General features: G+C 70.3%; 25 protein-coding genes. 11 read left to right on the plus strand and 14 right to left on the minus strand.

Annotated elements, in window-relative coordinates; translation table 11 throughout:
- Positions 1–42: 42 nt before the first annotated feature.
- Genes KVS71_RS07825 through KVS71_RS07840 form a run of 4 tightly spaced genes read left to right on the plus strand, consistent with a single transcriptional unit; the run spans position 43 to position 1,925 of the window.
- Entirely contained in the window at positions 43–528 is a 486-nt protein-coding gene (locus KVS71_RS07825; RefSeq protein WP_234024112.1) for a DUF4190 domain-containing protein, read from the plus strand.
- Between the two features lie 52 nt (positions 529–580).
- The gene (locus KVS71_RS07830; protein ID WP_082750016.1) at positions 581–925 is read left to right on the plus strand and encodes a DUF3099 domain-containing protein; all 345 of its coding nucleotides are present in this window, start codon (positions 581–583) and stop codon (positions 923–925) included.
- Positions 922–1,119, plus strand: coding sequence for a hypothetical protein (locus tag KVS71_RS07835; protein WP_060921850.1), 198 nt, complete (start codon positions 922–924; stop codon positions 1,117–1,119). The genes KVS71_RS07830 and KVS71_RS07835 overlap by 4 nt, the downstream gene beginning before the upstream one ends.
- Positions 1,116–1,925 (plus strand): SURF1 family protein, encoded by an 810-nt coding sequence (locus KVS71_RS07840; RefSeq protein WP_105949931.1) that lies wholly within the window; start codon positions 1,116–1,118, stop codon positions 1,923–1,925. The genes KVS71_RS07835 and KVS71_RS07840 overlap by 4 nt, the downstream gene beginning before the upstream one ends.
- 15 nt (positions 1,926–1,940) lie before the next feature.
- On the opposite strand, the gene KVS71_RS07845 is transcribed toward KVS71_RS07840, so the two are convergent.
- The 4 genes from KVS71_RS07845 to KVS71_RS07860 all read right to left on the minus strand — a co-directional run bounded on the left by KVS71_RS07845 (position 1,941) and on the right by KVS71_RS07860 (position 7,642).
- Positions 1,941–2,879 carry an InlB B-repeat-containing protein gene (locus KVS71_RS07845; protein WP_306663915.1) on the minus strand — a complete coding sequence of 313 codons (939 nt, stop codon included), beginning with the start codon at positions 2,877–2,879 and terminating at the stop codon, positions 1,941–1,943.
- Between the two features lie 9 nt (positions 2,880–2,888).
- Positions 2,889–5,093 (minus strand): InlB B-repeat-containing protein, encoded by a 2,205-nt coding sequence (locus KVS71_RS07850; protein ID WP_217584281.1) that lies wholly within the window; start codon positions 5,091–5,093, stop codon positions 2,889–2,891.
- 295 nt (positions 5,094–5,388) lie between these two features.
- Positions 5,389–6,021: a pyridoxamine 5'-phosphate oxidase family protein gene (locus tag KVS71_RS07855; RefSeq protein WP_217584282.1), complete on the minus strand. Its 633-nt coding sequence runs from the start codon at positions 6,019–6,021 to the stop codon at positions 5,389–5,391.
- Between the two features lie 22 nt (positions 6,022–6,043).
- A complete protein-coding gene (locus tag KVS71_RS07860; RefSeq protein WP_060921888.1) occupies positions 6,044–7,642 on the minus strand; it encodes an ABC-F family ATP-binding cassette domain-containing protein in 1,599 nt (532 codons plus the stop codon).
- Between the two features lie 166 nt (positions 7,643–7,808).
- Here KVS71_RS07860 and KVS71_RS07865 point away from each other — a divergent pair, with 166 nt between their 5' ends.
- The 4 genes from KVS71_RS07865 to KVS71_RS07880 all read left to right on the plus strand — a co-directional run bounded on the left by KVS71_RS07865 (position 7,809) and on the right by KVS71_RS07880 (position 11,774).
- Entirely contained in the window at positions 7,809–8,426 is a 618-nt protein-coding gene (locus KVS71_RS07865; RefSeq protein ID WP_060921889.1) for a DedA family protein, read from the plus strand.
- A gap of 5 nt (positions 8,427–8,431) precedes the next feature.
- Positions 8,432–9,700, plus strand: coding sequence for a sensor histidine kinase (locus KVS71_RS07870; protein WP_217584283.1), 1,269 nt, complete (start codon positions 8,432–8,434; stop codon positions 9,698–9,700).
- The gene (locus tag KVS71_RS07875; protein WP_060921891.1) at positions 9,697–10,368 is read left to right on the plus strand and encodes a response regulator transcription factor; all 672 of its coding nucleotides are present in this window, start codon (positions 9,697–9,699) and stop codon (positions 10,366–10,368) included. The genes KVS71_RS07870 and KVS71_RS07875 overlap by 4 nt, the downstream gene beginning before the upstream one ends.
- Positions 10,369–10,463: 95 nt before the next feature.
- The gene (locus KVS71_RS07880; RefSeq protein ID WP_217584284.1) at positions 10,464–11,774 is read left to right on the plus strand and encodes an acyltransferase; all 1,311 of its coding nucleotides are present in this window, start codon (positions 10,464–10,466) and stop codon (positions 11,772–11,774) included.
- Between the two features lie 3 nt (positions 11,775–11,777).
- On the opposite strand, the gene KVS71_RS07885 is transcribed toward KVS71_RS07880, so the two are convergent.
- Both KVS71_RS07885 and KVS71_RS07890 read right to left on the minus strand, forming a co-directional pair.
- Positions 11,778–12,371, minus strand: a complete 594-nt coding sequence (locus KVS71_RS07885; RefSeq protein ID WP_060921893.1) for a CbiQ family ECF transporter T component — start codon at positions 12,369–12,371, stop codon at positions 11,778–11,780.
- Positions 12,368–13,081 carry an energy-coupling factor ABC transporter ATP-binding protein gene (locus KVS71_RS07890; protein WP_060921894.1) on the minus strand — a complete coding sequence of 238 codons (714 nt, stop codon included), beginning with the start codon at positions 13,079–13,081 and terminating at the stop codon, positions 12,368–12,370. The genes KVS71_RS07885 and KVS71_RS07890 overlap by 4 nt, the downstream gene beginning before the upstream one ends.
- Positions 13,082–13,131: 50 nt before the next feature.
- Here KVS71_RS07890 and KVS71_RS07895 point away from each other — a divergent pair, with 50 nt between their 5' ends.
- A complete protein-coding gene (locus KVS71_RS07895; RefSeq protein WP_217584285.1) occupies positions 13,132–13,716 on the plus strand; it encodes a TetR family transcriptional regulator in 585 nt (194 codons plus the stop codon).
- Here KVS71_RS07895 and KVS71_RS07900 read toward each other — a convergent pair.
- The 7 genes from KVS71_RS07900 to sufB form a co-directional block, all read right to left on the minus strand.
- Positions 13,679–15,049 (minus strand): MFS transporter, encoded by a 1,371-nt coding sequence (locus KVS71_RS07900; RefSeq protein WP_217584286.1) that lies wholly within the window; start codon positions 15,047–15,049, stop codon positions 13,679–13,681. The two genes, KVS71_RS07895 and KVS71_RS07900, sit on opposite strands and share 38 nt — an antisense overlap.
- Complete coding sequence (locus tag KVS71_RS07905; protein WP_217584287.1) at positions 15,046–16,200, minus strand: aminotransferase class I/II-fold pyridoxal phosphate-dependent enzyme; 1,155 nt, start codon at positions 16,198–16,200, stop codon at positions 15,046–15,048. The genes KVS71_RS07900 and KVS71_RS07905 overlap by 4 nt, the downstream gene beginning before the upstream one ends.
- A gap of 93 nt (positions 16,201–16,293) precedes the next feature.
- Positions 16,294–16,623, minus strand: a complete 330-nt coding sequence (locus KVS71_RS07910; RefSeq protein WP_017202280.1) for a metal-sulfur cluster assembly factor — start codon at positions 16,621–16,623, stop codon at positions 16,294–16,296.
- Positions 16,624–16,632: 9 nt separating this feature from the next.
- Positions 16,633–17,403, minus strand: coding sequence for a Fe-S cluster assembly ATPase SufC (sufC, locus tag KVS71_RS07915; protein ID WP_025103648.1), 771 nt, complete (start codon positions 17,401–17,403; stop codon positions 16,633–16,635).
- A gap of 3 nt (positions 17,404–17,406) precedes the next feature.
- A complete protein-coding gene (locus KVS71_RS07920; protein ID WP_025103649.1) occupies positions 17,407–17,733 on the minus strand; it encodes a non-heme iron oxygenase ferredoxin subunit in 327 nt (108 codons plus the stop codon).
- On the minus strand, positions 17,730–18,935 hold the full coding sequence (gene sufD / locus KVS71_RS07925; protein WP_217584288.1) for a Fe-S cluster assembly protein SufD: 1,206 nt from the start codon (positions 18,933–18,935) through the stop codon (positions 17,730–17,732). Before sufD ends, KVS71_RS07920 begins: the two co-directional genes overlap by 4 nt.
- Positions 18,936–20,354: a Fe-S cluster assembly protein SufB gene (gene sufB / locus KVS71_RS07930; protein WP_025103651.1), complete on the minus strand. Its 1,419-nt coding sequence runs from the start codon at positions 20,352–20,354 to the stop codon at positions 18,936–18,938.
- Between the two features lie 232 nt (positions 20,355–20,586).
- On the opposite strand from sufB, the gene KVS71_RS07935 reads away from it, so the two are divergent.
- A complete protein-coding gene (locus tag KVS71_RS07935; protein ID WP_217584289.1) occupies positions 20,587–21,708 on the plus strand; it encodes a COX15/CtaA family protein in 1,122 nt (373 codons plus the stop codon).
- A 68-nt stretch (positions 21,709–21,776) separates the two neighbouring features.
- Positions 21,777–22,253 carry a hypothetical protein gene (locus KVS71_RS19985; RefSeq protein ID WP_254635581.1) on the plus strand — a complete coding sequence of 159 codons (477 nt, stop codon included), beginning with the start codon at positions 21,777–21,779 and terminating at the stop codon, positions 22,251–22,253.
- Here KVS71_RS19985 and KVS71_RS07945 read toward each other — a convergent pair.
- A complete protein-coding gene (locus KVS71_RS07945) occupies positions 22,199–23,104 on the minus strand; it encodes a heme o synthase (protein WP_217584290.1) in 906 nt (301 codons plus the stop codon). The genes KVS71_RS19985 and KVS71_RS07945 overlap by 55 nt on opposite strands.
- Between the last annotated feature and the right edge of the window lie 222 nt (positions 23,105–23,326).

A 23,326-nucleotide genomic window follows, 5' to 3' on the forward strand; every position in this document is an offset into this window, starting at 1 on the left:
GAGGGGCGGGCTGGGACTCTGAGGGCGACGAAAGGCATCAGAGTGAGCGATCCCCGTATCTCCGGTCCGTCGGGTGAGCAGCCCCCGGCCCTCCCATCGGCCCCCGGCTCCTCGCCTGCGTACCCGGGATTCCCGCAGACTCCCCCGGCGCATGCCGCGCCGCAGCAGTACTCGCCCCCTCAGCAGTATTCGGCCCCTCAGCAGTACGCGGCCCCGCAGCCGTATGGGGCTGCGCCTGCCCGCCCGACCAGCGGCCTCGCGATCACCTCCCTCGTCTGCGGCATCGCCGGTGTCGTGCTGTTCTGGGCGATCGTGCCGATGCTCGCCTCGATCGCGGCCGTGATCACCGGTCACATGGCGCTCGGGCAGATCCGTCGCACCCCCGGTCTCGGAGGCCGCGGCATGGCGATCGCCGGGCTCATCCTCGGCTACGTCATGATCGGCGTGCTGGTCTTCACCATCGTGTCGACGATCATCGGCCTCGTCGTCTTCGGCGCCTTCACCCTGCCGTTCGTCTTCGCGAGCTGACGCCTCGCCCGGGCATGCCGATGTCGCCACGGCGGCGTAGGCTGGAACCATCGTGAAGAGCGCACGTCGAGTCCCGGCCGTCACCTCACTGCCGCAGTCCCCGCGGGATGAGGGTGACCACCGTGTGCGCCGGTACGCCCTCACGATGACGATCCGCATCGTCTGCTTCGGGCTGATGTTCTTCGTGCAGCCCTTCGGCTGGTGGACATGGGTCTTCGCGCTGGCCGCCGCTGTCCTCCCGTACATCGCGGTCGTCTTCGCCAACGCCGGCAGCGACAGCACGGAGACCGCCGCCGAGTCGCCGCTGCGCGAGATCGACGCGCCCCCCGCACCGTCGCTCGCTCCGGAGACCGCCCCCGACGTCATCACCATCCGCGAAGGCCGCACGGACCGATGAGCGAGCTCATCTGCTCGCGCGCCGGATGCCGGAGCGCGGCCACGAAGCAGGTCGTCTGGCGCAACCCGCGCATCCACGCCGCCGACCGCGAGAAGATCTGGCTGGCGTGCGATGAGCACGTCGGCTTCCTCCACGACTACCTGGCCGCGCGGGACTTCCCGGTGACGGTTCGAGACGGGGTGCCCTCCTCATGAGCAACCGCCTGACCCGCTGGGGCGTGTACGTCCTCATCGCCATCGGCTTCGCGATCGCCTGCGTCTTCCTGTCGAACTGGCAGTTCGAGCGGAACGAGTCCAGGGCCGAGCAGATCGCGCTCGTGGAGCAGAACTACGACGCGCCGGCCGTCCCCCTCGCCGACGTGGTCGCCGACGACGAGCTCGACCCCGCAGACGAATGGCGCCCCGTCACGCTGCAGGGCGAGTACCTCGCCGACGAGCAGCTTCTGGTCCGCAACCGTCCCCACGGCGGAACGAGCGCGTTCGAGGTGCTGGTCCCTTTCCGTGACGCGGACGGCCGTGTGCTCATCGTCGACCGCGGCTGGGTGCCCCCGGGCGAGGGGCAGCTCCCGGACGCCGTTCCGTCGCCGCCGTCCGGCGAGGTCACGGTGACCGTCCGCCTGCGTCCCGGCGAGCCGCTTCCCGGGTCCGGACGCGGGGCTCCGGAGGGCCAGGTGCCCACGATCCACCTCCCGTCCATCGCCGACCTCGTCGGGGACGACGTGATCACCGGCACCTACGGACGCCTGGTCGAGGAGCAGCCCGCCGCCGACACGGCACTGGGTGGCTTCGAGTCCCCCACCGACGACCCGGGTCCGCACCTGTCCTATGCGATCCAGTGGATCCTGTTCGCCATCATGGGCTTCATCTTCATCGGATACATCATCCGCACGGAGATCGTGAAGCACCGCGAAGAGGTCGAGGGGAAGCCGGCACCGGTGAAGGCGCCGAAACGCCGCGACCGCGACGCGGACGCCGAGGACGAACTGCTCGACGCCCGCTGAGCGGGCCGGGGATCGTCAGCCCCGACCCCGTCGGCGCCGTGCCGTCATCGCCACGAGCCCCGTGGCGAACAGGAGGGTCCCGAGCAGCAACGTGCCCCACGGGTCCCCACCGGTGCGGGGCAGACGGCCGCCGCCAGGGTCCGCTCCGGAGCCGTTCGAGGGCGGAGTGGGCGTCGGCGGCACGGGGGCGTCCTCCCAGACGGCGTAGAGGACGAGGTCGGCGGTGAGCGTCGAGATGCTGAGCCGGTCGAACGCGGGATCGGCGACCGTCGCGTCCGCGGACGCCGACCACCCGAGGAACGTGGTCCCGGGACCTCGGAAGAGCAGGTCGAATGCTCCGGGATACGTGATGGACGCCTCCGGAGGCCCATCCCAGGTGACGGTGCCGTCGGCCCCGCCGTTCTCCTGGAAGGTCACGGCGAACGAGGGAGACGGATCGGAGTACACGGCGGTGAGCGTGATGTCTCGTCCTGCGAAGCGCACCGTGTGTCCCGCCTGGAAGAGTCCGTCAGCCGCCACGGGGCTCGTGATGATGCGCGCCGCCGCGATCGTCGCGATGCGCCAGCCGACGAAGACCTCGTCACCCCGGGTCAGTCCCGCTCCGTCCACGACGATCGCGCTCGATCCGGCGTCGTAGCCGAGCGGATCCGTCGGCACGGTGCCGCCGGTGTTGCCGTCCCCGTCGTAGTGGAGGGTGAAGGGAGCGGCCTCCGGCTGCTGCCACCGGGCGTAGAGCTCGAGGTCGGCGCCGACCGGCGTGTCGAAGTCATACGGCACGAAGAAGCCTGCTGTCGTCCGCTGGTACCAGCCGAGGAACGTCTGGCCGTCCGGTTGCGGGGGCAACGGATCCGGAGTGGTCGCCATCCCCTGGTCCTCGACCGTCTGCGTCAGCTCGTCGATGGGCTCCGGGCTGGAGGGATGGTCGTAGAATCGGACCGTGTGCGGATCCGTCAGCCACCGCGCTTAGAGCACCAGGTTGCTGGCCGGCATCGTCGCTCCGTCGAACGTGAACGGCACGTTGAACTGGGAGTCGGTGTACCAGCCGAGGAAGACATCGCGACCCCGGGTGGGGTCGGCAGGCGCCGACGCCTCGAGCGAGGTCTCGAAGGGGATGCCCGTGACGGCGGGGATCGCTGTGCCGCCACCCGTCACGAAGCTGAGCGCATACGTGTTGCGGCTGTAGAACTGGTACCGGTATCTGTCGTTGACGTTCCCGCTGTTGTTGAGCTGATAGAGCCGTCCGGACGGCTGGTCCAGCTGGAAGTAGTTGCCCTGGGTGTTCGTTCCGGTGCCGTACCCGACGTACGACGTGAACCCGTCGATGACGCTCGCCACCTGCCGATCGCCGGTCGACGCCCAGTACCAGGCGCTCCGGTACTGCTCGAAGACCTGGTGACCGGCGGGGACGGCGGCGCGCACGGCGGTCTTGTTGTTGGCGTACAGCGTCTCCACCCGCAGCGGGTCGTTCGGGGTGCCGTCCGGCGCGAGGACGACATCCGGCGCCGACTGACCCTGGTCGAGAGCCTCGGCGTACTCGAACCGCTGCGTGAGGTTCTGCGTGGACGCGGCCGCCATCTTGCCGGTCATGGTCGTGGTGCGTCCGGCGAGATCGACGGACCCGGCATCCGCACCCGCACCGGTGTAGACCGCGGTGAAGATCAGCGGCGTGAACTGCTGGGGTCCCCAACCGCGGAGGACGCAGCTCTGATTCTCCGTCCCGGCGTCGTAGACGGTGATCATCCCGGACCCGTCGGTCTGCGACAACGGCACCGGTGCCACGCCCGCGGCCTGCATGTCGAAACCGATCTTCTCGCGCACCGAGAACGTGCCGAGCAGCTGCGCGCCACCGGACACGGTCGACGCGAAGTAGGTGTTGCCGCCGACATCCATGGTGATGTCGTAGGTGCCCGCGGCGGCGCACGCGGCGGGGACATTGGCCGAGCTCCCCGGGGCGATGAGCCGGAAGTCCGTGCGCCACAGCGCCCGCGTCAGATAGACGTTCACCACCGTCGACCCGTCGCCCTGCACCGTGACGTCCTGTTGACTCACCGCCAGGTCGGCGAAGGTGAGCGGATCGGACTGCACGACGGCGGGGTCGAGCTGCGCGCGCACGAGCTCCTTGATGAGCGTCGGGAGGTCGTCCTTCGCGGTCGGGCCCCCGACGGTAGAACCCGCGGTCGCCGAGGAGGCGATGTCATCGAGGAAGAGGAAGTTCGCCGGATCCGCCAACTGGGCGTCGCTGAGCCTCCCGTCGTCGTCGGTCCACGCCGGGGGTGCGGCGCCCGCCGCGGTGAACACCGGGGACGGGTAGGACTCGGGAACGACGTTCGGCTTCTCCAGCCAATAGCTCACGTGGTACTCGACGTCCTGCCCCTGCCACCCCGCGTAGAGCGTGGTGGTGTCCGTCAGCGGGAGGTCGACGGGCTGCGATCGCGCGGCATCCGCCCACCACTGCGTGAACGTGTAGCCCGTGCGGGTCGGGGGTGGGACAGCCGCGAGATCCGCTGCGGTGAAGGCCGTGTCGGGCTCGACGACGAACTCCGGGGTCACCGCGGTACCGTCCGTCACGAAGGACACCGCGAAACCGGAGACGAGGATCGGCACCAGCCGGAAGTTCCCGGTGACCGGGGTCGCGAAGTCGTACGGGCTCCGGGTCGGGTCGTCCTCGCGGTACCACTCCCCCGTGAAGACCTTTCCGTCCGGCACCTCGGCGACATCGGGAGCGATCTCGCCCAAGGGCTCGCCGTCCCGCACTTCATCGGCGTCGATGATGCGTTCTGCATCCGCTCCCGCAGGACCGGCGAGGAACTGCACGACCCACGTGTCCGCGAAGGTGGCTCGGACGACGAGGTCCGTCGTGATGACCGTGCTCTCGAACCGGAAGGGCTCCTCGGCACCGGCGGGTCCCGTGACCCAGCCGTCGAACGGTCCCTCCGCGGACGTCGGGGCGGGCTGCCGCGGCGCCAGCCCTCCGTCGGCGACGGCGACCTGTGCGACGGTGCTGCCGAGAGACTCGAACGTGACGGTGTGATACCCCCAGATGCCCGGCGTCGTCGGTCCGCCGACGGGGGCGGCCGCGAGAGCCGGAGCCGCGGTGCCCACCGCTCCGGCGACTCCGAGGACCAGCGCGAGCGCGGCGACGAGTGTCCGACGTCGTGCCCTGCGCATGTGGTCGTCCCCCTCCGGCGAGCAGATCGCTACAGTGTGCCACCCCGCCACTCTCCGTTCCACCCCCTCTCACCCCGGGTCTCACCCTCCCCTCCCTCCCCTCCGCCCGCCCTGCCGAGCTCAAAAAGTCCCCTCACCTCGAGCTCCCGTGACCGTTTTCCATCCCGCATCCGCGTGCGCCGCGGTTGCGGGATCAGAAACGGGCGTGCGGCAGCGCCGGGACGCCCCTTTTTGATCCCGCGCGGGACGACCGTGCGGGATCGGAAACGGGCCGCCCGCGTGGGGAAAGGGGGCGTTAACGCACCAGGGAGCCGGGGACGGCGGCGGAGGAAGGGGCGGAGGGGGAATCGGGCGCGGGGGCGGGGAGCTGCCAGCGGCCGTCGACACGACGGTAGACGATCCGGGTGTGGTTCCGGTCGGACGCCCCCTGCCAGAACTCGACCCGCGTCGGAACCACCCGCCACAGCACCCAGTCCCCCGGTCGCAGACCCCCGCGTGCGCTCTCGGAGCGGGCCGCGAGGTCGGCGTCGCTCTCGGTCGCCGACGCCTCCTCCACGGTTCCTCGGACTCGGACCGCGCGCCGCTGCGGCTGCCACCAGAGGTTCAGCGCCGCCGCCGGACGCGCACCGAGCTGCGCGGCCTTCCGGGAGGACCGGGCCCCGGCGAACGCCCAGCCGCGCGCGTCGACGTCCTTGAGGATCAGCGTGCGCGCGTCAGGGATGCCGTCGGCGTCCACCGTCGCCAGCGTCGCCGCGTGCGGTTCGGGGACGCCGGCCGCCGCCGCCTCGCGGAGCCACTCCCGGAAGAGCAGCACCGGATCGTCCGGAAGGTCGTCGAGGTGCAACGGCGGAGCTGTCCCGGTGAGGGTGGGCTGCACGCGCAACCACGTCGCGAGTTCCGAGGGAGGAAGGATCGGGTGCTCCGCCATCCTCCGACTATGCCACGACCCGCTACGCGAGCTCGATGAGGTCCTGGTACTCCTGGCTCCAGATGTCCTCGACGCCGTCGGGCAGGATGAGGACCCGCTCGGGGTTCAGCGACTGCACCGCGCCGGGGTCGTGCGACACGAGCACCACCGCACCCTCGTAGTGGGCCAGCGCCCCGAGGATCTCCTCGCGCGAGGCCGGATCGAGGTTGTTCGTGGGCTCATCGAGCAGGAGGAGGTTCGCGGACGACACGACGAGCGTCGCCAGCGACAGCCGGGTCTTCTCGCCACCGGACAGCACACCCGCCGGCTTGAGGACGTCGTCGCCGGTGAACAGGAAGGAGCCGAGGACCTTGCGGGCCTCCGTCTCCGTGATGTGCGGAGCGGCCGACACCATGTTCTCCAGGACCGAGCGGCTGACGTCGAGGTTCTCGTGCTCCTGCGCGTAGTACCCGACCTTGAGGCCGTGTCCGGGCTCGAGCTGGCCGGTGTCCGGCTGGTCGACCCCCGCGAGCATGCGCAGCAGCGTCGTCTTGCCCGCACCGTTGAGACCGAGCACGACGACCTTGGAACCGCGGTCGATCGCGAGGTCGACGTCGGTGAAGATCTCCAGCGAGCCGTACGACTTCGACAGCCCGGAGGCCATGAGCGGGGTCTTGCCGCAGGGGGCGGGTTTCGGGAACCGCAGCTTCGCGACGCGGTCCTCCTGACGCACGTCCTCCAGCCCGGAGAGGAGCTTCTCGGCACGCGCGAGCATCTGGTGCGCTGCTGCCGCCTTCGACGCCTTCGCCCCGAAGCGCGCCGCCTGCTGCTGCAGCGTCGTCGCCTTCTTCTCGGCGTTGGCCCGCTCCTTCTTGCGACGCTCCTCGTCCGCAGCGCGCTGCCGCAGATAGTTCTTCCAGTTCATGTTGTAGATGTCGATGACCTGGCGGTTGGCGTCGAGGTAGAACACCCGGTTGACGGTCTCGCCCACGAGCTCGACATCGTGGCTGATGACGATCAGCCCGCCCTTGTAGTTCTTGAGGAACTCGCGCAGCCACACCACGCTGTCCGCGTCGAGGTGGTTGGTGGGCTCGTCGAGGATCATCGTCTGCGCGTCGGAGAAGAGGATGCGGGCGAGCTCGATGCGCCGGCGCTGGCCTCCGGAGAGGGTCGACAGCGGCTGGTCGAGGATGCGGTCCGGCAGCGAGAGGTTGTGCGCGATCGAGGCCGCCTCCGCCTCGGCCGCGTAGCCGCCCTGCGCCTCGAACTTCTCGGTGAGCGCGGCGTAGCGCTTCATCGCCTTGGCAGCGACCGCGGGGTCGTCGGACCCCATCGCGAGCGAGGCCTCCGTCATGCCGAGGTTGAGCTGGCCGAGGCCGCGGGCGTCGAGGATCCGGGTACGGGCGAGGTCTTCCGGATTGCCCGAACGGGGATCCTGCGGCAGGTAGCCGAGCTCGCCGGAACGGGTGACGGTGCCACCCGAGGGCAGCACGTCGCCGGCGAGCACCTTGGTGAGCGTCGTCTTGCCCGCACCGTTGCGTCCGACGAGGCCGATCTTGTCGCCATCGGACACACGGAACGAGACGTTCTCCATCAGCAGGCGCGCGCCAACGCGGATCTCGAGGTCGTGCACGGCAAGCACAGCGGACGTCCGTTCGTTCGGGAGGAGGTGATGGCCGAGCGGCCAGCCAACCAGTATATGCCGCCCTGCCTGTGGCGACGCCCGGCACGGATATCCCTCTCCAGGGTGACCGAGGCGATACCCCGGAGTGATGCTCCTCTCCCCACCCCCTGCTTACGGTGCCGGAGTGGACATCCTCAACGACCTCATCCTGCAGGCGATCGCCTCCCCCTGGCTGTACGCCGTGCTGTTCGCGGTGACCGTGATCGACGGGTTCTTCCCGCCGGTCCCGAGCGAGACGGTCCTCGTCGCCGCGGCGGCCGTCGCCGCGTCCACCGGCGACGGCGACATCGTGCTGCTGGGTGCCGTCGCCGCCCTGGGCGCCGCGATCGGCGACAACATCGCGTTCCTCATCGGGCGCCGACTGGGCACGACGCGGTTCGCCTGGATGCGGCGCCCCCGCGTCGCCGCCGCCTTCGCCTACGCGCAGCGTGCGCTGGACCGTCGCAGCGCCACGCTGATCCTGGGCGCCCGCTACATCCCGATCGGACGCGTCGCGGTGAACATGTCCGCCGGAGCGCTCGGATTCCCGTGGCGACGGTTCCTCCCGCTGAGCCTCATCGCCGGTGTGAGCTGGAGCGTGTTCAGTCTCGCGATCGGGCTGCTCGCGGGCGCGTGGCTGCACGACCAGCCCCTCCTCAGCGCCGCCATCGGCGTCGTCATCGCCCTGATCGTCGGCGTCGTCATCGACCGGATCGCGGCGCTCCGCCGACGCCGTACGCCGGTCGCGCACCTGGCAGGATGAGACGCATGGCACGCCGCCGAGAGCGCACCCCGCGCCCGCCACGGATCAGCCGTCGCACCGGCGCCCTCGTGGCGCTGACTGCGACGGTCGTCGTGCTGTACGCGCTCCTCGTCTCCCTTCAGACGGTGCTCTCCGGCACGCCGCTGCCCCTGTCCTTCCTGCTCGGCGCCGCCGTGTGCGGCGCTCCCCTCCTCGTCCCCTCCCGGCCGCGGACGGCGATCGTCGTCTTCGCCGCCGGCGCGTTCCTGCTGCCGCTCCTCGTCGAGCCGGCGCGCGCGATCCACTCCCCCTGGCCCTGGTCGGTACCGGCCCTCCTGTCCTTCGTCCTCCTCGTGGGCGTGATGTCCTTCGTGCAGGGAGCCCGCCTCGGAGGCCTCACCCTCGTGATCGGCGCACTGACCTCGCTGACGGCGCCGCTGCTGCGCCCGGACATGGTCGCGACGCCGGCGAGCTCCGGCAGCGCCACCGCCAATCTCATCGTGACGACCTCGGTCGCTGCCGCGATGCTGCTCATCGCCGTCCTCGTCGCCGGTCGTGTGCGTGTCGCGGCGGAGCTCACGAGGGAGAAGGAGCACAGCGCGCTGGAGGAATCCCGGCGCGCTCTCGTGGAGGAGCGCACCCGGATCGCCAGGGAGCTGCACGACGTCGTGGCGCACAGCATGTCGGTGATCCAGGTGCAGGCGTCGACCGCGCGCTACCGGATCGCGGACCTCGACGCCGAGGCCGCCGCCGAGTTCGACGACATCGCCGCCACCGCGCGCACGTCGCTCACCGAGATGCGGCGCATGCTGGGAGTGCTCCGCACCGAGGACCAGCACGCCGAGCTCGCACCGCAGCAGGGACTGGACGACGTCCCGGCCCTCGTCGACACGATCCGCCGGGCAGGGGTGGAGGTCGGCCTCGTGCTGGAGGGGATGGAAGCGGCCTCCGCAGCGGGACCCGGCGTGCAGATCGCCGCCTTCCGCATCGTGCAGGAGGCGCTGAGCAACGCCGTCCGCCACGCGCCCGGTGCCCGCGTCACCGTCCGGCTCCATGCCGACGCCGATGCCTTGCACATCCGTGTGCGCAACGCCGCACCGCCGCAGCCGACCGAGAGCCCCTCCGGCGGCTACGGCCTCCGGGGAATGCGTGAGCGCGCCGAGCTGCTCGGCGGGAGTCTCGCCGCCGGGCCGTCCGACGACGGCGGCTGGACCGTCGAGGCCACCCTGCCGCTGTCTGCAACGGCCGTACCGCCCACCCCGACCGCCTCGGCGGAAGACAAGGAGAACCCGTGACGATCAGCGTGCTCATCGCCGACGACCAGGCGATGGTCCGCGCCGGTTTCGCCGCCCTACTGGACGCGCACGAGGGGATCCGCGTGGCGGGCCAGGCGGCCGACGGCGCGGAGGCCGTGACGCTCGCCGCGCGGCTCGATCCCGACGTCATCCTCATGGACGTCCGCATGCCGGAGCTCGACGGCATCGAGGCCACCCGCCGCATCCTCGGTCCGTCGTACCCTGCCGCGCACGTGCCGCGGATCCTCATGCTCACCACCTTCGACATCGACGACTACGTCTACGACGCCCTCGCCGCTGGGGCCAGCGGGTTTCTCCTCAAAGACGCTCTGCCGGAGGAGCTCGTGCACGCCGTGCGCGTGGTGGCGGGCGGCGATGCGCTCCTCGCCCCCAGCGTGACCCGGCGCATGATCGAGCAGTTCGCCGGACGGCGGCCGGCCTCGCGGCGGTCGGCGACCGCCCTCGCCGAGCTCACCGACCGGGAGCGGGAGGTCCTCGTCCTCATCGGCAAGGGCCGGTCGAACACCGAGATCGCCGGCGACCTGTTCATCGCCGAGCAGACCGTGAAGACCCATGTCGGCAAGGTGCTCGCGAAGCTCGGTCTCCGCGACCGTGTGCACGCCGTCATCCTCGCGTACGACACCGGTCTGGTCGAGCCCTCCGCCTGAGTCACCCCTGCGTAGGGTCAGGACGGCACCACGGAGTGATGTCCCGTCCCCCACCGCCTCCATAGCCTCCGAGGACACCGTTCCCAGGAGGACTCATGGTCATCGCCGCGGCTCCACGCCTCAGCACCCCCGCCCCCGCCGTATCCGCCCCCACCGGCCACCGCGACACCGGAATCGACTTGGTGCGCGCGCTGTGCGTGCTCGGCGTCGTCCTGCTGCACGCGGTCATGGTCGGGGTCACCATGTCGGAGACCGGACCGGTGTTCGAGAACGCGAGCGACGGCACGAGCTGGATCGCGCCGCTGAGCTGGCTGCTGCAGGTGATGCCGCTCTTCTTCGTGATCGGAGGGTTCTCCGGGCTCCTCGCGTACCGCCGCCTCCGCGCCCGCGGCGGGAGCGCGACCGCCTTCGTGGCCGGTCGGGTGCACCGGCTCCTGCGCCCGGCCCTGTTCACGGTCGGCGCGGTCGGGGTCGCGCTCGCGGTGCTCACCGTCGTCGGCGTCGCACCGGATCTCATCGCGGTCGCCGGCTTCCGATACGGACAGCCGCTCTGGTTCCTCGGGGTCTTCCTGCTGTGCCAGGCGTTGCTCCCCGCGCTCGTCGCCCTGCACGAGCGCGCGCCCCTGCGCACGATCACCGTCCTCGCCACCGCGGCCGTGGCGGTCGATGTCCTGCGGGCCGTGACCGGGAACGACGCCGTGGGGTTCCTCAACCTCGCCTTCGTGTGGTTGACGATGCAGCAGCTCGGATTCCTCCTCGCCGACGGCCGCGTGGACGCCCTTCGTCGCCGCACCCGCGCCGCGATCGGCGCCGGCTCCCTCGCCCTCCTCGTCATCTCCTTCCTCGGCGGCGTGTACTCCCCCGACCTCATCGCCAACATCAACCCGCCGACGTCCGCTCTGCTGCTGGTCGGGCTGATCCACACGACGCTTTTCTCCCTGTACCGGGCGCACATCGGGCGCCTCAGTCGTCGCCGTCCGGTGGCCGCGTTCACCGCCTTCGTCACCCGGCGGACGATGACGATCTACCTCTGGCACATGCCGGTGCTGCTGGCGATGGCCGGGGCGACGGCGCTGGTCGCCCTCCTCGGCGGATTCACTCTGCCCGCGCTCGACAGCGCGGAGTGGTGGGCCGCCCGCCCGCTGTGGCTCCTGACCGCTGTCGTCCTCACCGCGATGGTCGCGGTCCGCGTCGATCGGTTCGAGAATCACCCCTCGCCGGAGGCGACGGCGTCGCACCGCCGCCTGGCGCTGGCAACGGTGCTGGGTCTCGGCGGAGTGGTGCTCCTCCTGGTGCTCGGCACGACGGTCGCCACCGCGGCGCTCGCCGTCCTGCTGCTGGTCGCGGCGCTGCGGCTGGCGGGACACCCCGGCAGCGCCGTCCCCGGCACCGCCGGCCTGGCCTGACCGTCAGCCGACCCCGCGGGCGGCGAGGGCATCGCCGACCTGATCCGCGTGGCGCAGCGTCAGCACGAGCAGCGGCACCACGCCGCGCACGCCCAGGCGGACTCCTCGTGCGCGCTCCGCATCCCGTACCCGCTGCGCGAGTCCGGCCACGACGGGAACCATGGTCAGCGTGAGCGATACCGCCATCGACACCGCCTCCGGATCGACCCCCACGCGCCGCAGCGGACGCAGGAGGCGCTGCAGCACGGCCAAGAGATCGGACATGCGTGTGGTCAGGGTGAGGAGGGCGGCGAGCAGCAGCAGCACGGCGACCCGCCCGGTGCTCACCCAGGCGGCGATGGGAGACACGAAGACGGCGAGGGCGATCGCGAGCACGAGCAGGACCGCACGCAGCCGCCACAGCTCCGTCACCGCGGCGGAGAGCGGCACCCCCGCGATCGGGTAGAGCGCGAGCACGGCCGTGAGGCAGACCGCGACGCTGAGCGGCCCGTGCGGGAACAGCGTCAACGCGAGCGCCGCGACGGCGAGCCCGGCGAGCTTCGGACCGGCCGGCACCCGATGCAGCAGTCCCGCACCGACCGGAGACGGCAGGATCATGCGCACAGCCGCCGGTAGCGTGCGATGACCGCCTCGGGCTCTCCCTGATCGACGACGCACCCGCCGTCGAACAGGACGGCGGTGTCGCAGCGGGCCGCGAGCTCGAGATCGTGGGTGACGATCAGCACCTGCGCCTCCTGCGACAGAAGGAGGTCTCCGATCCGCCGCGCGTTGCGCAGGTCGAGGAGTGTCGTCGGCTCGTCCGCCACGATCAGCGCCGGCTCGGCGAGGAGCACCGCGGCGAGGGCCAGCATCTGCTTCTGTCCTCCCGAGAGCGACGACGCCGGGATGTCGGCGTGGGCACCGAGACCGTGCCGCTCCAGGGTCTCCTGCACGCGGGCGGCGATCTCGTCACGGGGCCGCCCTCGGAGCGACAGCGCCAGATCCTCGGCCGGGGTCGGCATCAGGATCTGGGCATCCGGATCGGTGAAGACGAAGCCCACCCGACGGCGCACGGCGGTCCGCTCCCGGAGCGCGTCGAGGCCGTGGACGGTGACCGTTCCCGTGGTCGGCGTCATGAGGCCGTTCAGCAGCCGGGCGAACGTCGACTTCCCCGAGCCGTTCGCTCCGATCACGGCGATGCGCGGTGCGGTGAGCTCCAGCGTCACGTCGTCGAGGAGCACGCGGTCGTCGACGGTCACGCCCACGCCGTCGAGACGCAGCGTCCCCGGCTCCGCGATCGTCGTCGCGTCCCGCTCCCGCCAGCGCATGCATCCTCCTGAACACCGTTCACCTGAACGCCGTTCACTATAGTGGGGGCATGAGTCCCGAGACGAATCCCGCCCGTCACGATCGGGAGAGCGTCGCACGGACCGCCCTCGCCCTTCTCGACGAGGTGGGGCTGGCCGATCTCTCCATGCGCCGGATCGCGGCCCGGCTCGACGTGCAGCCGAGCGCTCTCTACTGGCACGTCGCGAACAAGCAGGAGCTCCTCGCCGACCTCGCCGATCGGATCACGGCGACCGTCCCAGACGGAGCGGAGGGCGTCCTCGCGACCGCCCGCGCGCTCCGCGACGCCCTCTTCGCCTACCGGGACGGCGCCGAGCTCGTCCTCAGCACGTACGCGCTCCAGCTCGGCTCCGCGCAAGCCCGCGACGCCCTGGTCGCCGCCCTCCACGCCGAGGGCGCCACCGACGCCGAGGACCGCGGGGCGGCGATCCTGCACTTCGTGCTCGGCCATGCCACCCTCGTCCAGCAGCGGATGCACGCCGACAGCCATGGCGCACTCCCGGCCTCCGGCGAGGTCGACGTCACCGCGGGCCTGGACCGGGTGTTCGACCTCGGCGTCCTCGCCCTGGCCGGTGAGCTCAGCGCACCGATGACTCCGCGGCGTGCCCGAGCCTGAGCCCGGGGATCACCGCGAGCAGCACCAGCCCGACACCGAGGACGAACACGACGGCGAACGCGTCCGCGCCGCCGCCGAGGGTGGCGACGGCGAGCCCCGCCAGCGCGATGGCCACCGCCGAACCCGTGGCATCCGAGATCGACAGCGCCGAGGAGTTGAATCCCTGGTTCGTCTCGTCCGAGTAGGCCAGCGTCAGCACTGTGAGCCGCGGATACAGCAGCCCCATGCCGCCCCCGGCGAACGCCCACCCGACGATCACGAAGACCGGGGAGGCATCGAACGCCGCTGCGGCCAGGACGCAGAGCATCGCCACGAGCAGTGCGCCGAGGCTGAGCGCCGTGATGCGGTGATTGCCCAGCCGCTCACCGTAGCGGCCCTGCGCAGCCGACGCCCCGGCCCAGGCGAAGGCCGCGAGCATCAAGGCGACTCCGGCCCAGGTCGCGGAGAAGTCGAACTTCCGCATCAGCAGGTACGGGATGTAGGCCTCCGCGGCGAAGAACGCGCCGGCCGCCACGCCACGCATGAGCACGACGCTGGGGAGCCCGGCGCCGGCTCGGAGGGTCCGTCGTGGCAGGAGCGGGAGCACGACGACGCCGATCGCGAGCACGGCCCCCAGTGCCACCGGCCACCCGATCGCCGGATCGAGCTCGGCGGACAGCCCGATCACCACCGCGAGCACCGCCACGACGACGGCCAGCAGCAGACGGGTCACCAGCGAACGGCGGTCTTGCGGCTCCCCGCGGCCGAGATCGACACCCCGCAGTCGGATCGCGATCATCGAGAACGCGATCGCGGTCAGGACCGCCACGCCGAGGAACGCCCAGCGCCAATCGAGGTACTCCGCCACCGCTCCCGCGAGGAAGGGCCCGATCATCGACGGGACCACCCAGGCGGCGGCGAACGCCGCGAACACCCGGCCGTGCAGGTGCGGCGGATACAGCCGCGCGACCACGACGTACAGGGCCACCGTCTGCCCACCCGCGCCCAGCCCCTGCACCAGTCGTCCGATCAGGAACTGGGGCATCGTCGTCGCGAACCCGGAGATCAGCAGCCCCAGGATGAAGAGGGTGACGGCGGCGTACAGCGCGCCGCGCGGACCACGCGCGTCCGACCAGGACCCCGCCGCGACCATCCCGATCACGCTGGTCGCGAGCGTACCGGCGAAGGCGACGGCATACAGCGATTGGCCGTTCAGGGCATCGCTGACGATCGGCATGACCGTGGTCACCGCCAGGGCCTCGATCGCGGCGAGGAAGATCAGGGCGACAGCGCCCAGAGTCACCCAGACGCGGCTGCGGTCCCAGATCGTTGCCGTCGGCTCCGCCGCCGTCATCGCTCGACGAGCGCGGCGATGCGTTCGATCGCCTCGGTGAGGATCTCGGGGCTCGTACCGAAGTTGAGTCGCACGTGCCCGGCCCCCTCGTCGCCGAAGGCCGGGCCGAAGTGCAGCGCCACCTTCGCCTCACGGAGGATCTTCCGGGCGGGGTTGTCTCCCCAGCCGAGGGCGGAGAGGTCGATCCACGCGAGGTACCCCGCGTCCGGAAGGCGATAGCGGGCGGCGGGGAGGTGACGGGCCAGCAGGTCCTCGAGCAGGACGCGGTTCTCGTCGAGCGTGCGCAGGAGGCCGTCGAGCCACGCGTCGCTCTCCTCCGAGAACGCGGCGACGGCGGCGAGCAGACCGAACTGCCCCGTCCGCCACTCCACCTCGACGGGCAGGTCGCGCACGACCGCGGACGTCTCTTCTGCGGCGGTGACCATGAGCGCGCACTTCAGCCCCGCGAGGTTGAACGCCTTGCTCGCGCTGACGACGGCATAGCCCACCCGCGCCGCCGCGTCACTCGCGGCGAGGAACGGCGTGAAGCCCGTGCCCGGCTGGGTGAGCGGCGCATGGATCTCGTCGGAGACGATCGTCGCGCCGTACTCCTCGGCCAGTTCGGCCAGCGCGGACAGCGTCTCCCGATCGTGCACGGTGCCGGTCGGGTTGTGCGGGTTGCAGAGGAGCATGGTCGTCGCGCCGTCCTCGAAGGCGGCGCGGATCCCGTCGAGGTCGAGCTCCCAGCCGGTCCCCGTGTCGCGCAGCGGGACACGCTGCACCTCGGCACCGGCCTCGGCGACGAGGTCATAGAAGGGCGGGTAGACCGGCGGCGTGACGACGACGCGCTCCCCCGGCTGCGTGACGCGACGGAGGATCTCGACGATGCCCATGCTCACGTCCGCCGTGCTGCGCATCCGCGCCGGGTCGGGTCGGCAGCCGAAGCGGCGCTCCGCGAAACCCGCGTACGCCTCCGCCAGCGGCGTCCGCGAGGCGATGTACCCGGTGTCCCCGAGATCCAGCGCCCGCTGCAGTGCGGCCGTGATCGCCGGGGCGAGCGGGAAGTCCATCTCCGCGACGAAGAGGGGCAGCACGTCTTCGGGATACTCCCGCCACTTCTCGCTGGTCCGCTCGCGCAGCTCCGACAGCGACAGGGCCTTCACCGACAGCATTCGTCCTCCGATTCTCCCCGCGTCGATGCGGAGACGTCGAAGCGGGCGTGCCCGGCACGCCCGCTTCGTCTGGTGGTCAGGTGACCGGAACGCTCAGATCGCGAAACCGAGCGCACGCATCATGTCGCGCCCGTCGTCCGTGATCCGCTCGGGCCCCCACGGCGGCATCCACACCCAGTTGATGCGGAAGCGGTCCACGACGTTGTCGAGGGCCTGCGCCGTCTGGTCTTCGAGGACGTCCGTGAGCGGGCAGCCCGCGCTGGTCAGCGTCATGTGGATGACGAGAGCGTCGTTCTCGTCATCCCAGGCGAGGTCGTAGATGAGTCCGAGGTCGACGACGTTGATCCCGAGCTCAGGATCCATCACGTCCTTGAGAGCCTCGGTGACCGCGTCGTACTTCTCGTCCGTCAGGGTCGCTGTCATGCGATCAGCCTACGCCTCGATGGGAGCGGAGGGGTCGAGGAACCGGTCGTAGCCCTCGTTCTCCAGGCGGTCGGCGAGCTCGGGGCCGCCCTCCTCGACGATCTTGCCCGCGACGACCACGTGCACGTAGTCGGGGCGGATGTAGCGGAGGATCCGGGTGTAGTGCGTGATGAGCAGCACACCGAGGCCGGTGGACTCCTTCGCGCGGTTGACACCCTCGGAGACGATCTTCAGCGCGTCCACGTCGAGGCCGGAATCGGTCTCGTCGAGCACGGCGAACTTCGGCTTGAGCACCTCGAGCTGGAGGATCTCGTGGCGCTTCTTCTCGCCGCCCGAGAAGCCCTCGTTGACGTTGCGCTGCGCGAACTTGGGGTCCATGCGGAGGTTGGCCATGGACTCCTTGACGTCCTTGGTCCACTGCCGGATCGAGGGCGCCTCGCCGTCGAGCGCGGTCTTCGCGGTGCGCAGGAAGTTCGTCACGGTCACGCCGGGGATCTCGACCGGGTACTGCATGGCGAGGAACAGACCGGCGCGGGCACGCTCGTCGACGCTCATCGCCAGGACGTCCTCACCGTCGAAGGTGATGGAGCCGGAGGTGACCGTGTACTTCGGGTGGCCGGCGATCGTGTAGGCCAGGGTGGACTTGCCGGAGCCGTTGGGGCCCATGATGGCGTGGGTCTCACCGGTGTTCATGGTGAGGGTGATTCCGTTGAGGATCGGGGTGGTCCCCGCCTCGGTCTCGACCGTCACATGCAGGTCGCGGATCTCGAGAACAGACATTCTTCAGACTTCCTTCGTCACAGCGGGATCGATGAGCACGTCGTCGCCGTCGATCTCGACGACGTAGACCGGGACGGGCTCATATGCGGGGAGATTCTGGGGCTTGCCGGTGATCAGGGAGAACGCCGAGCCATGGGCCCAGCACTCCACCGTGTCACCTTCCACGAAGCCCTCGGACAGCGAGATGTCGCCGTGGGTGCACGTGTCGCCGATGGCGTGGATGACGCCCTCGCCGTCCTTGATGACCGTGATCGGCACACCGTCCGGCTCGACGCGCAGCGGCGTGTCCTGCTCCAGCTCGGAGACGCCGCAGACGCGCTGCGCGGTCACGCGTCCACCTCGGCGAGCTCGGCCTCGATGGCGGCCAGCAGCTCCGACTCCAGGTCGGGGATGCCGAGGCGCAGCACGATGTCGGTGAGGAAGCCGAGCACCACCAGTCGGCGGGCCTCGTCCTCCGGGATGCCGCGGGCCTGGAGATAGAAGAGCTGCTCGTCGTCGAAGCGGCCGGTGGCACTCGCGTGCCCGGCGCCGACGATGTCGCCCGTCTCGATCTCGAGGTTCGGGATGGAGTCCGCGCGTGCGCCCTCCGTGAGCACCAGGTTGCGGTTGGCCTCGTAGGAGTCGGTGCCGGTGGCCTCCGCCCCGATCAGCACGTCGCCGATCCACACGCTGTGGGCGCTCTCGCCCTGCAGCGCGCCCTTGTAGAGCACGTCGCCGGTCGTGTGCGGGCCCTTGTGGTGCAGGTACACCTGGCTCTCCAGGTGCTGACCGGAGTCGGCGTAGGACAGCCCGTAGAGGTAGCCCTCGGAGCCGGCACCGGCGAGCTCGACGCTCGGGTTCACGCGCACCACGCCGCCGCCGAAGCTCACGACGAAGTGCTTGAGGGTGGCGTCGGCCGCGACCCGCGCCTGGTGGGCGGCCGCGTGCAGGGCGTCGTCATCCCACTGCTGCACGGAGACGACGGTGAGCTTCGCTCCATCGCGGACGATGATCTCGACGTTCTGGGCGTACTGCGCCGAGCCCTTGTGCTGCAGCACCACCGTGGCGGCGCTGTGCTCGAGGGCCTCGATCACGATGTGGGCGTCCGCCCGGCGGTCGGCTCCGGTGCCCGTGAGCGACAGGAAGATCGGCGATGCGACCTCCTCCTCGCGCGGGATGCGGATGTGCAGGGCCTCGGAGGCGCCCTGCCACGCGACGGCGGCGGTGATGTCCTCGGCGAGGAAGACCTCGCCGCGCGGAGCGGTTCCCGCCGGGAGCGGCGCGGCGACGTACTGCTCGCCGGACGTGAAGGAGTACTGCACGCCCTCGTCGCCCTCGGCCGGGCGGAACAGCGGCGTGAGCGCGGCCACCGGCGTGTGCTTCCAGTTCACCTCGCGACCGGTCGGCGTGCCGAAGTCGTCCGGGTCGAACGAGTGCGGACGCTCGGAGCGGGTCTGCACCGGGACGAATCCGGCGTCCGCCACCTGGGCGGCCGGGTCGATGTGCGCGTTCGTGTGCTGCGCCTCGCTGGGCGCTGTCGTCGAGGCCGCCATTTAGCCGACCGATCCTTCCATGCCCATCTCGATGAGCTTGTTCAGTTCCATCGCGTACTCCATCGGCAGCTCGCGCGCGATCGGCTCGATGAAGCCGCGCACGATCATCGCCATCGCCTCGTCCTCGGGCATGCCACGGGACTGCAGGTAGAAGAGCTGCTCCTCGCTGACCTTGGAGACCGTGGCCTCGTGGCCGAGCTGCACGTCGTCGACACGGATGTCGATCGCCGGGTAGGTGTCGGAACGGGACTTCGTGTCGACGAGGAGGGCGTCGCAGCGGACGGTGTTCGCCGAGTGATGGGCGGCGGCGTCGACACGCACCTCGCCGCGGTAGCCGGCACGGCCACCGCCGCGGGCGATCGACTTCGAGACGATCGACGACTGCGTGTACGGCGCCATGTGGATCATCTTCGCGCCGGCGTCCTGGTGCTGACCGGGGCCGGCGAACGCGACGGAGAGGGTCTCGCCCTTGGCGTGCTCACCCATCAGGTAGATCGACGGGTACTTCATCGTCACCTTGGAGCCGATGTTGCCGTCGACCCACTCCATGGTCGCGCCCTCGTGCGCCACGGCGCGCTTGGTGACCAGGTTGTAAACGTTGTTCGACCAGTTCTGGATCGTCGTGTAGCGCACGCGGGCGTTCTTCTTCACGATGATCTCGACGACGGCCGAGTGCAGGGAGTCCGACTTGTAGATCGGGGCGGTGCAGCCCTCGATGTAGTGGACGTAGCTGTCCTCGTCGGCGATGATCAGGGTCCGCTCGAACTGGCCCATGTTCTCGGTGTTGATCCGGAAGTAGGCCTGCAGGGGGATCTCGACGTGCACACCCTTGGGGACGTAGACGAACGAGCCGCCCGACCAGACGGCGGTGTTCAGCGCGGCGAACTTGTTGTCGCCCGCGGGGATGACGGTGCCGAAGTACTCCTCGAAGAACTCGGGGTGCTCGCGCAGGGCGGTGTCGGTGTCCATGAAGATGACGCCCTGGGCCTCCAGGTCCTCGCGGATCTGGTGGTACACGACCTCGGACTCGTACTGCGCGGCGACGCCGGCGACGAGACGCTGACGCTCGGCCTCGGGGATGCCCAGGCGCTCGTACGTCTCGCGGATCTCCTCGGGGAGGTCTTCCCAGCTCTGCGCCTGCTTCTCGGTGGAGCGGACGAAGTACTTGATGTTGTCGAAGTCGATGTCGCTGAGGTCGGCACCCCAGGTCGGCATCGGCTTGCGGCCGAAGAGCTGATAGCCCTTGAGACGGGTCTTCAGCATCCATTCCGGCTCGTTCTTGAGGGCCGAGATCCCGCGGACGACCTCTTCCGAGATCCCGCGTTTCGCGACGGCACCCGCGGCATCCTCATCGTGCCAGCCGAATTCGTACACCCCCAGACCATCGAGCTCCGGGCGGTCGATCAGCACATCCGACATGCAACACTCTCCTCACAGGTCCCAAACGGTGTCATCCGCCCCGACACACCTGATCCCCGTCGAGTCTGCGGGAGCGGGTGCCGTTGGTGGGGCCCTCATCACGGGCGCTTCCATCGCGCCTAAACTGTTGACGATGCTTCAGCGCTGTCAGCGCTCATCGCAACAATCCGATTCTACAGGTTCCGCCTGACGGACGGGCCGTGCGCCACGTCTTCGACGGGCCGGAGGACTTATGCCCGAGACGACCATCCCCGCCCCCTCGACGACCAGGGCGACCGCCTCCCCCCGCTCCGCGGTGTGGGGTCGCGCGCTCACCGTCTTCGCGTGGCTGTCGTTCCTCAGCGAGACGATCATCATCGGCACCGGCGGCGCCGTGCGGCTGACCGGATCCGGCCTCGGCTGCACCGAGTGGCCGCTGTGCACGCCCGAGTCGCTCGTCCCGATCGTCGAGGTGCAGGGCATCCACGGGATGATCGAGTTCGGCAACCGGCTGATGACCGGCGTCGTCGGGATCATCGCGATCGCCGTCGTCCTGCTCGTCCTGCACACCATCAGCGGCCGCCGGGCGCTCATCGACGCCCTGTGGTTCGCCATCGGCGGTCTCGCCGGCGCGGCCGTCGCCTTCGTCCTGGTCTCGCTCACCGACTTCCCGGCGTTCCCCGTCGCCTCCGCCGTGCTCCTGATCGCGGTGATCGCGGCGGCGGTCCACTCGGTGCGCACGACGCCCGCCCGACGGGATCTCGTCCTCCTCGCCTGGCTCGTGCTGATCGGCGTCGTCGCGCAGGCCCTGGTCGGCGGCATCACCGTGCTCACGGGCCTGAACCCCTTCATCGTCGGGTTCCACTACACGTCGTCGCTCCTGCTCGTCTGCATCACCGCCGCGTTCCTCGTGCGGCTGGCGACTCCGGAAGGACCGCGCGAGCGGGCCGTCCCCACCTGGTTCGCGATCGTGACGCACGTCACCGGCCTCGCCCTCGCCGTGACCATCCTGTTCGGCGTGCTGACGACCGGATCGGGCCCGCACTCGGGCGACGCCGACGTGCTGCGCCGCGGCTTCGACGCCACGGTCCTCGCCCACGTCCACTCCTGGCCGGGCTACATCCTCGCCGCCCTCGTGCTCTTCCTGACGGTGTCCGCCTGGGTCCTGCGCCTCGAGCCCCGCCGGTGGCTGCTCGTCCTCGTCATCGCGATTCTTATCCAGGTGGCCGTCGGCGTCTGGCAGGCGCGGGAGGGGCTGCCGCCTGTGCTCGTGGGCATCCACATGGTCCTGGCATCGCTGTCGGCCGCGACCTACACGGTCGTCGTGCTGCACCTCAAGCGCACCGCGTCCGTCGTACCCGCCCCCGTCGACTGACCTGCCGCACAGACGATCCATAGCGCGCGCACCGGCCGCTCATCACCGCATCGACCATCGTGGTCGACATGAACAAGACACTCACCCGCAGCGCCGGGTTCTGGCTCCTCATCGTCGTCTCCCTCGCCGCGGTCGGGGTCGGCGGCTGGATGATCGCCGGACAGATCGGCACGATGACGACCACCCTGATGGACGGCACCGCCACCGGTGTCGAGGTGTACGTCGGTCAGTCGCTCGTCGTCGTCGGCGCGGTCGTCCTCGGTGCGGGCCTGGTGGGCCTGCTCCTGTCGCTCGGCCTCGTCGCCGCGCGCACGCTGGTCGCCTCCCCGATCGCCCCCGCGCCGATCGTCGAGCGCGAGGAGCCGATCATCCAGGACGAGGCGGTCGAGACGGTCTCAGTCCCGCGCGACGAGCCCGCTCTCCGGACCGCCGATGCAGAGCCGCAGGTCGATGCGGAGCCTCAGGCCGGCGAGCCCCAGGCCGACGAGGATCAGAAGGGCAGCAGCGGGTCGATCGCCACGGCGACGAACAGCAGCGTCAGGTAAGTGATCGAGGCGTGGAAGACTCGCATCGGCCGCGCCTCGGTCCCCCGGACCGCCTGGTTGTACAGGCGGTGCGACTCATAGATGAACCAGCCGCCGAACACCAGGGCGGAGACGGTGTAGACGAGGCCCATGCTGGCGATCGGCACGAGCAGCAGCGAGCAGGCGACCGTGGCCCACGCGTACAGGATGACCTGCAGGCCGACCTGCGACGCGTTGCGGGTGACGCCGAGCATGGGCACGTCGACATCGTCGTAGTCGTCCTTGTACTTCATGGACAGCGGCCAGTAGTGCGGCGGCGTCCAGAGGAAGACGAGCAGGAAAAGGATGAAGGCGGGCCAGTCGAGCGACCCGGTGACGGCAGACCAGCCGATGAGGACCGGGAAGCACCCCGCGATGCCGCCCCAGATGATGTTCTGCTCGGTGCGGCGCTTGAGGATCATCGTGTAGATCACGACGTAGAAGAAGATCGCGGAGGCCGACAGGATCGCCGTGAGCGGGTTCGTGGTGAACCAGAGCCACACGGTCGACACGATCGCGAGCGTCCACGAGAAGATCAGGGCGCCGCGCGGACTGACCTCGCCGGTCACGAGCGGCCGGTTCTCCGTGCGGTGCATGTGCGCGTCGATGTCGCGGTCGAGGTACATGTTGAACGCGCCGGCCGAACCGGCGCTCATCGATCCGCCGATGACCGTCGCGAGGACCAGCCAGAGATCGGGCAGCCCGCCCTGCGCGAGGAACATGACCGGAACGGTCGAGACGAGGAGGAGTTCGAGGACCCGGGGCTTCGTCAGAGTGACGTAGGCGCTCACCGTGCGACCGATGGACGACTTCCGTACGGTCTGATCAGACATCGTCGAGATCTCGATCGCCTCCTCCGCGCGCGTTACCGGACAACCTCTCCAGTCTATGACACGCCGTGACGCGTTCCGCGCCTTCTACCCCTCAGTCGCCGGGACCGTCCCCGCTATGCTGAGAGCACTCGCGCGCCCGGTGCTGCGCACAACCCCGCCCGTCTCCTGGACGATGCGGGATGCGCCAGGGAAGTTGCGGATGCGCCAGGGAATACCGGCGCC

The sequence above is a fragment of the Microbacterium sp. GbtcB4 genome (assembly GCF_019091465.1).
Classification (GTDB): Bacteria; Actinomycetota; Actinomycetes; order Actinomycetales; family Microbacteriaceae; genus Microbacterium; species Microbacterium paraoxydans.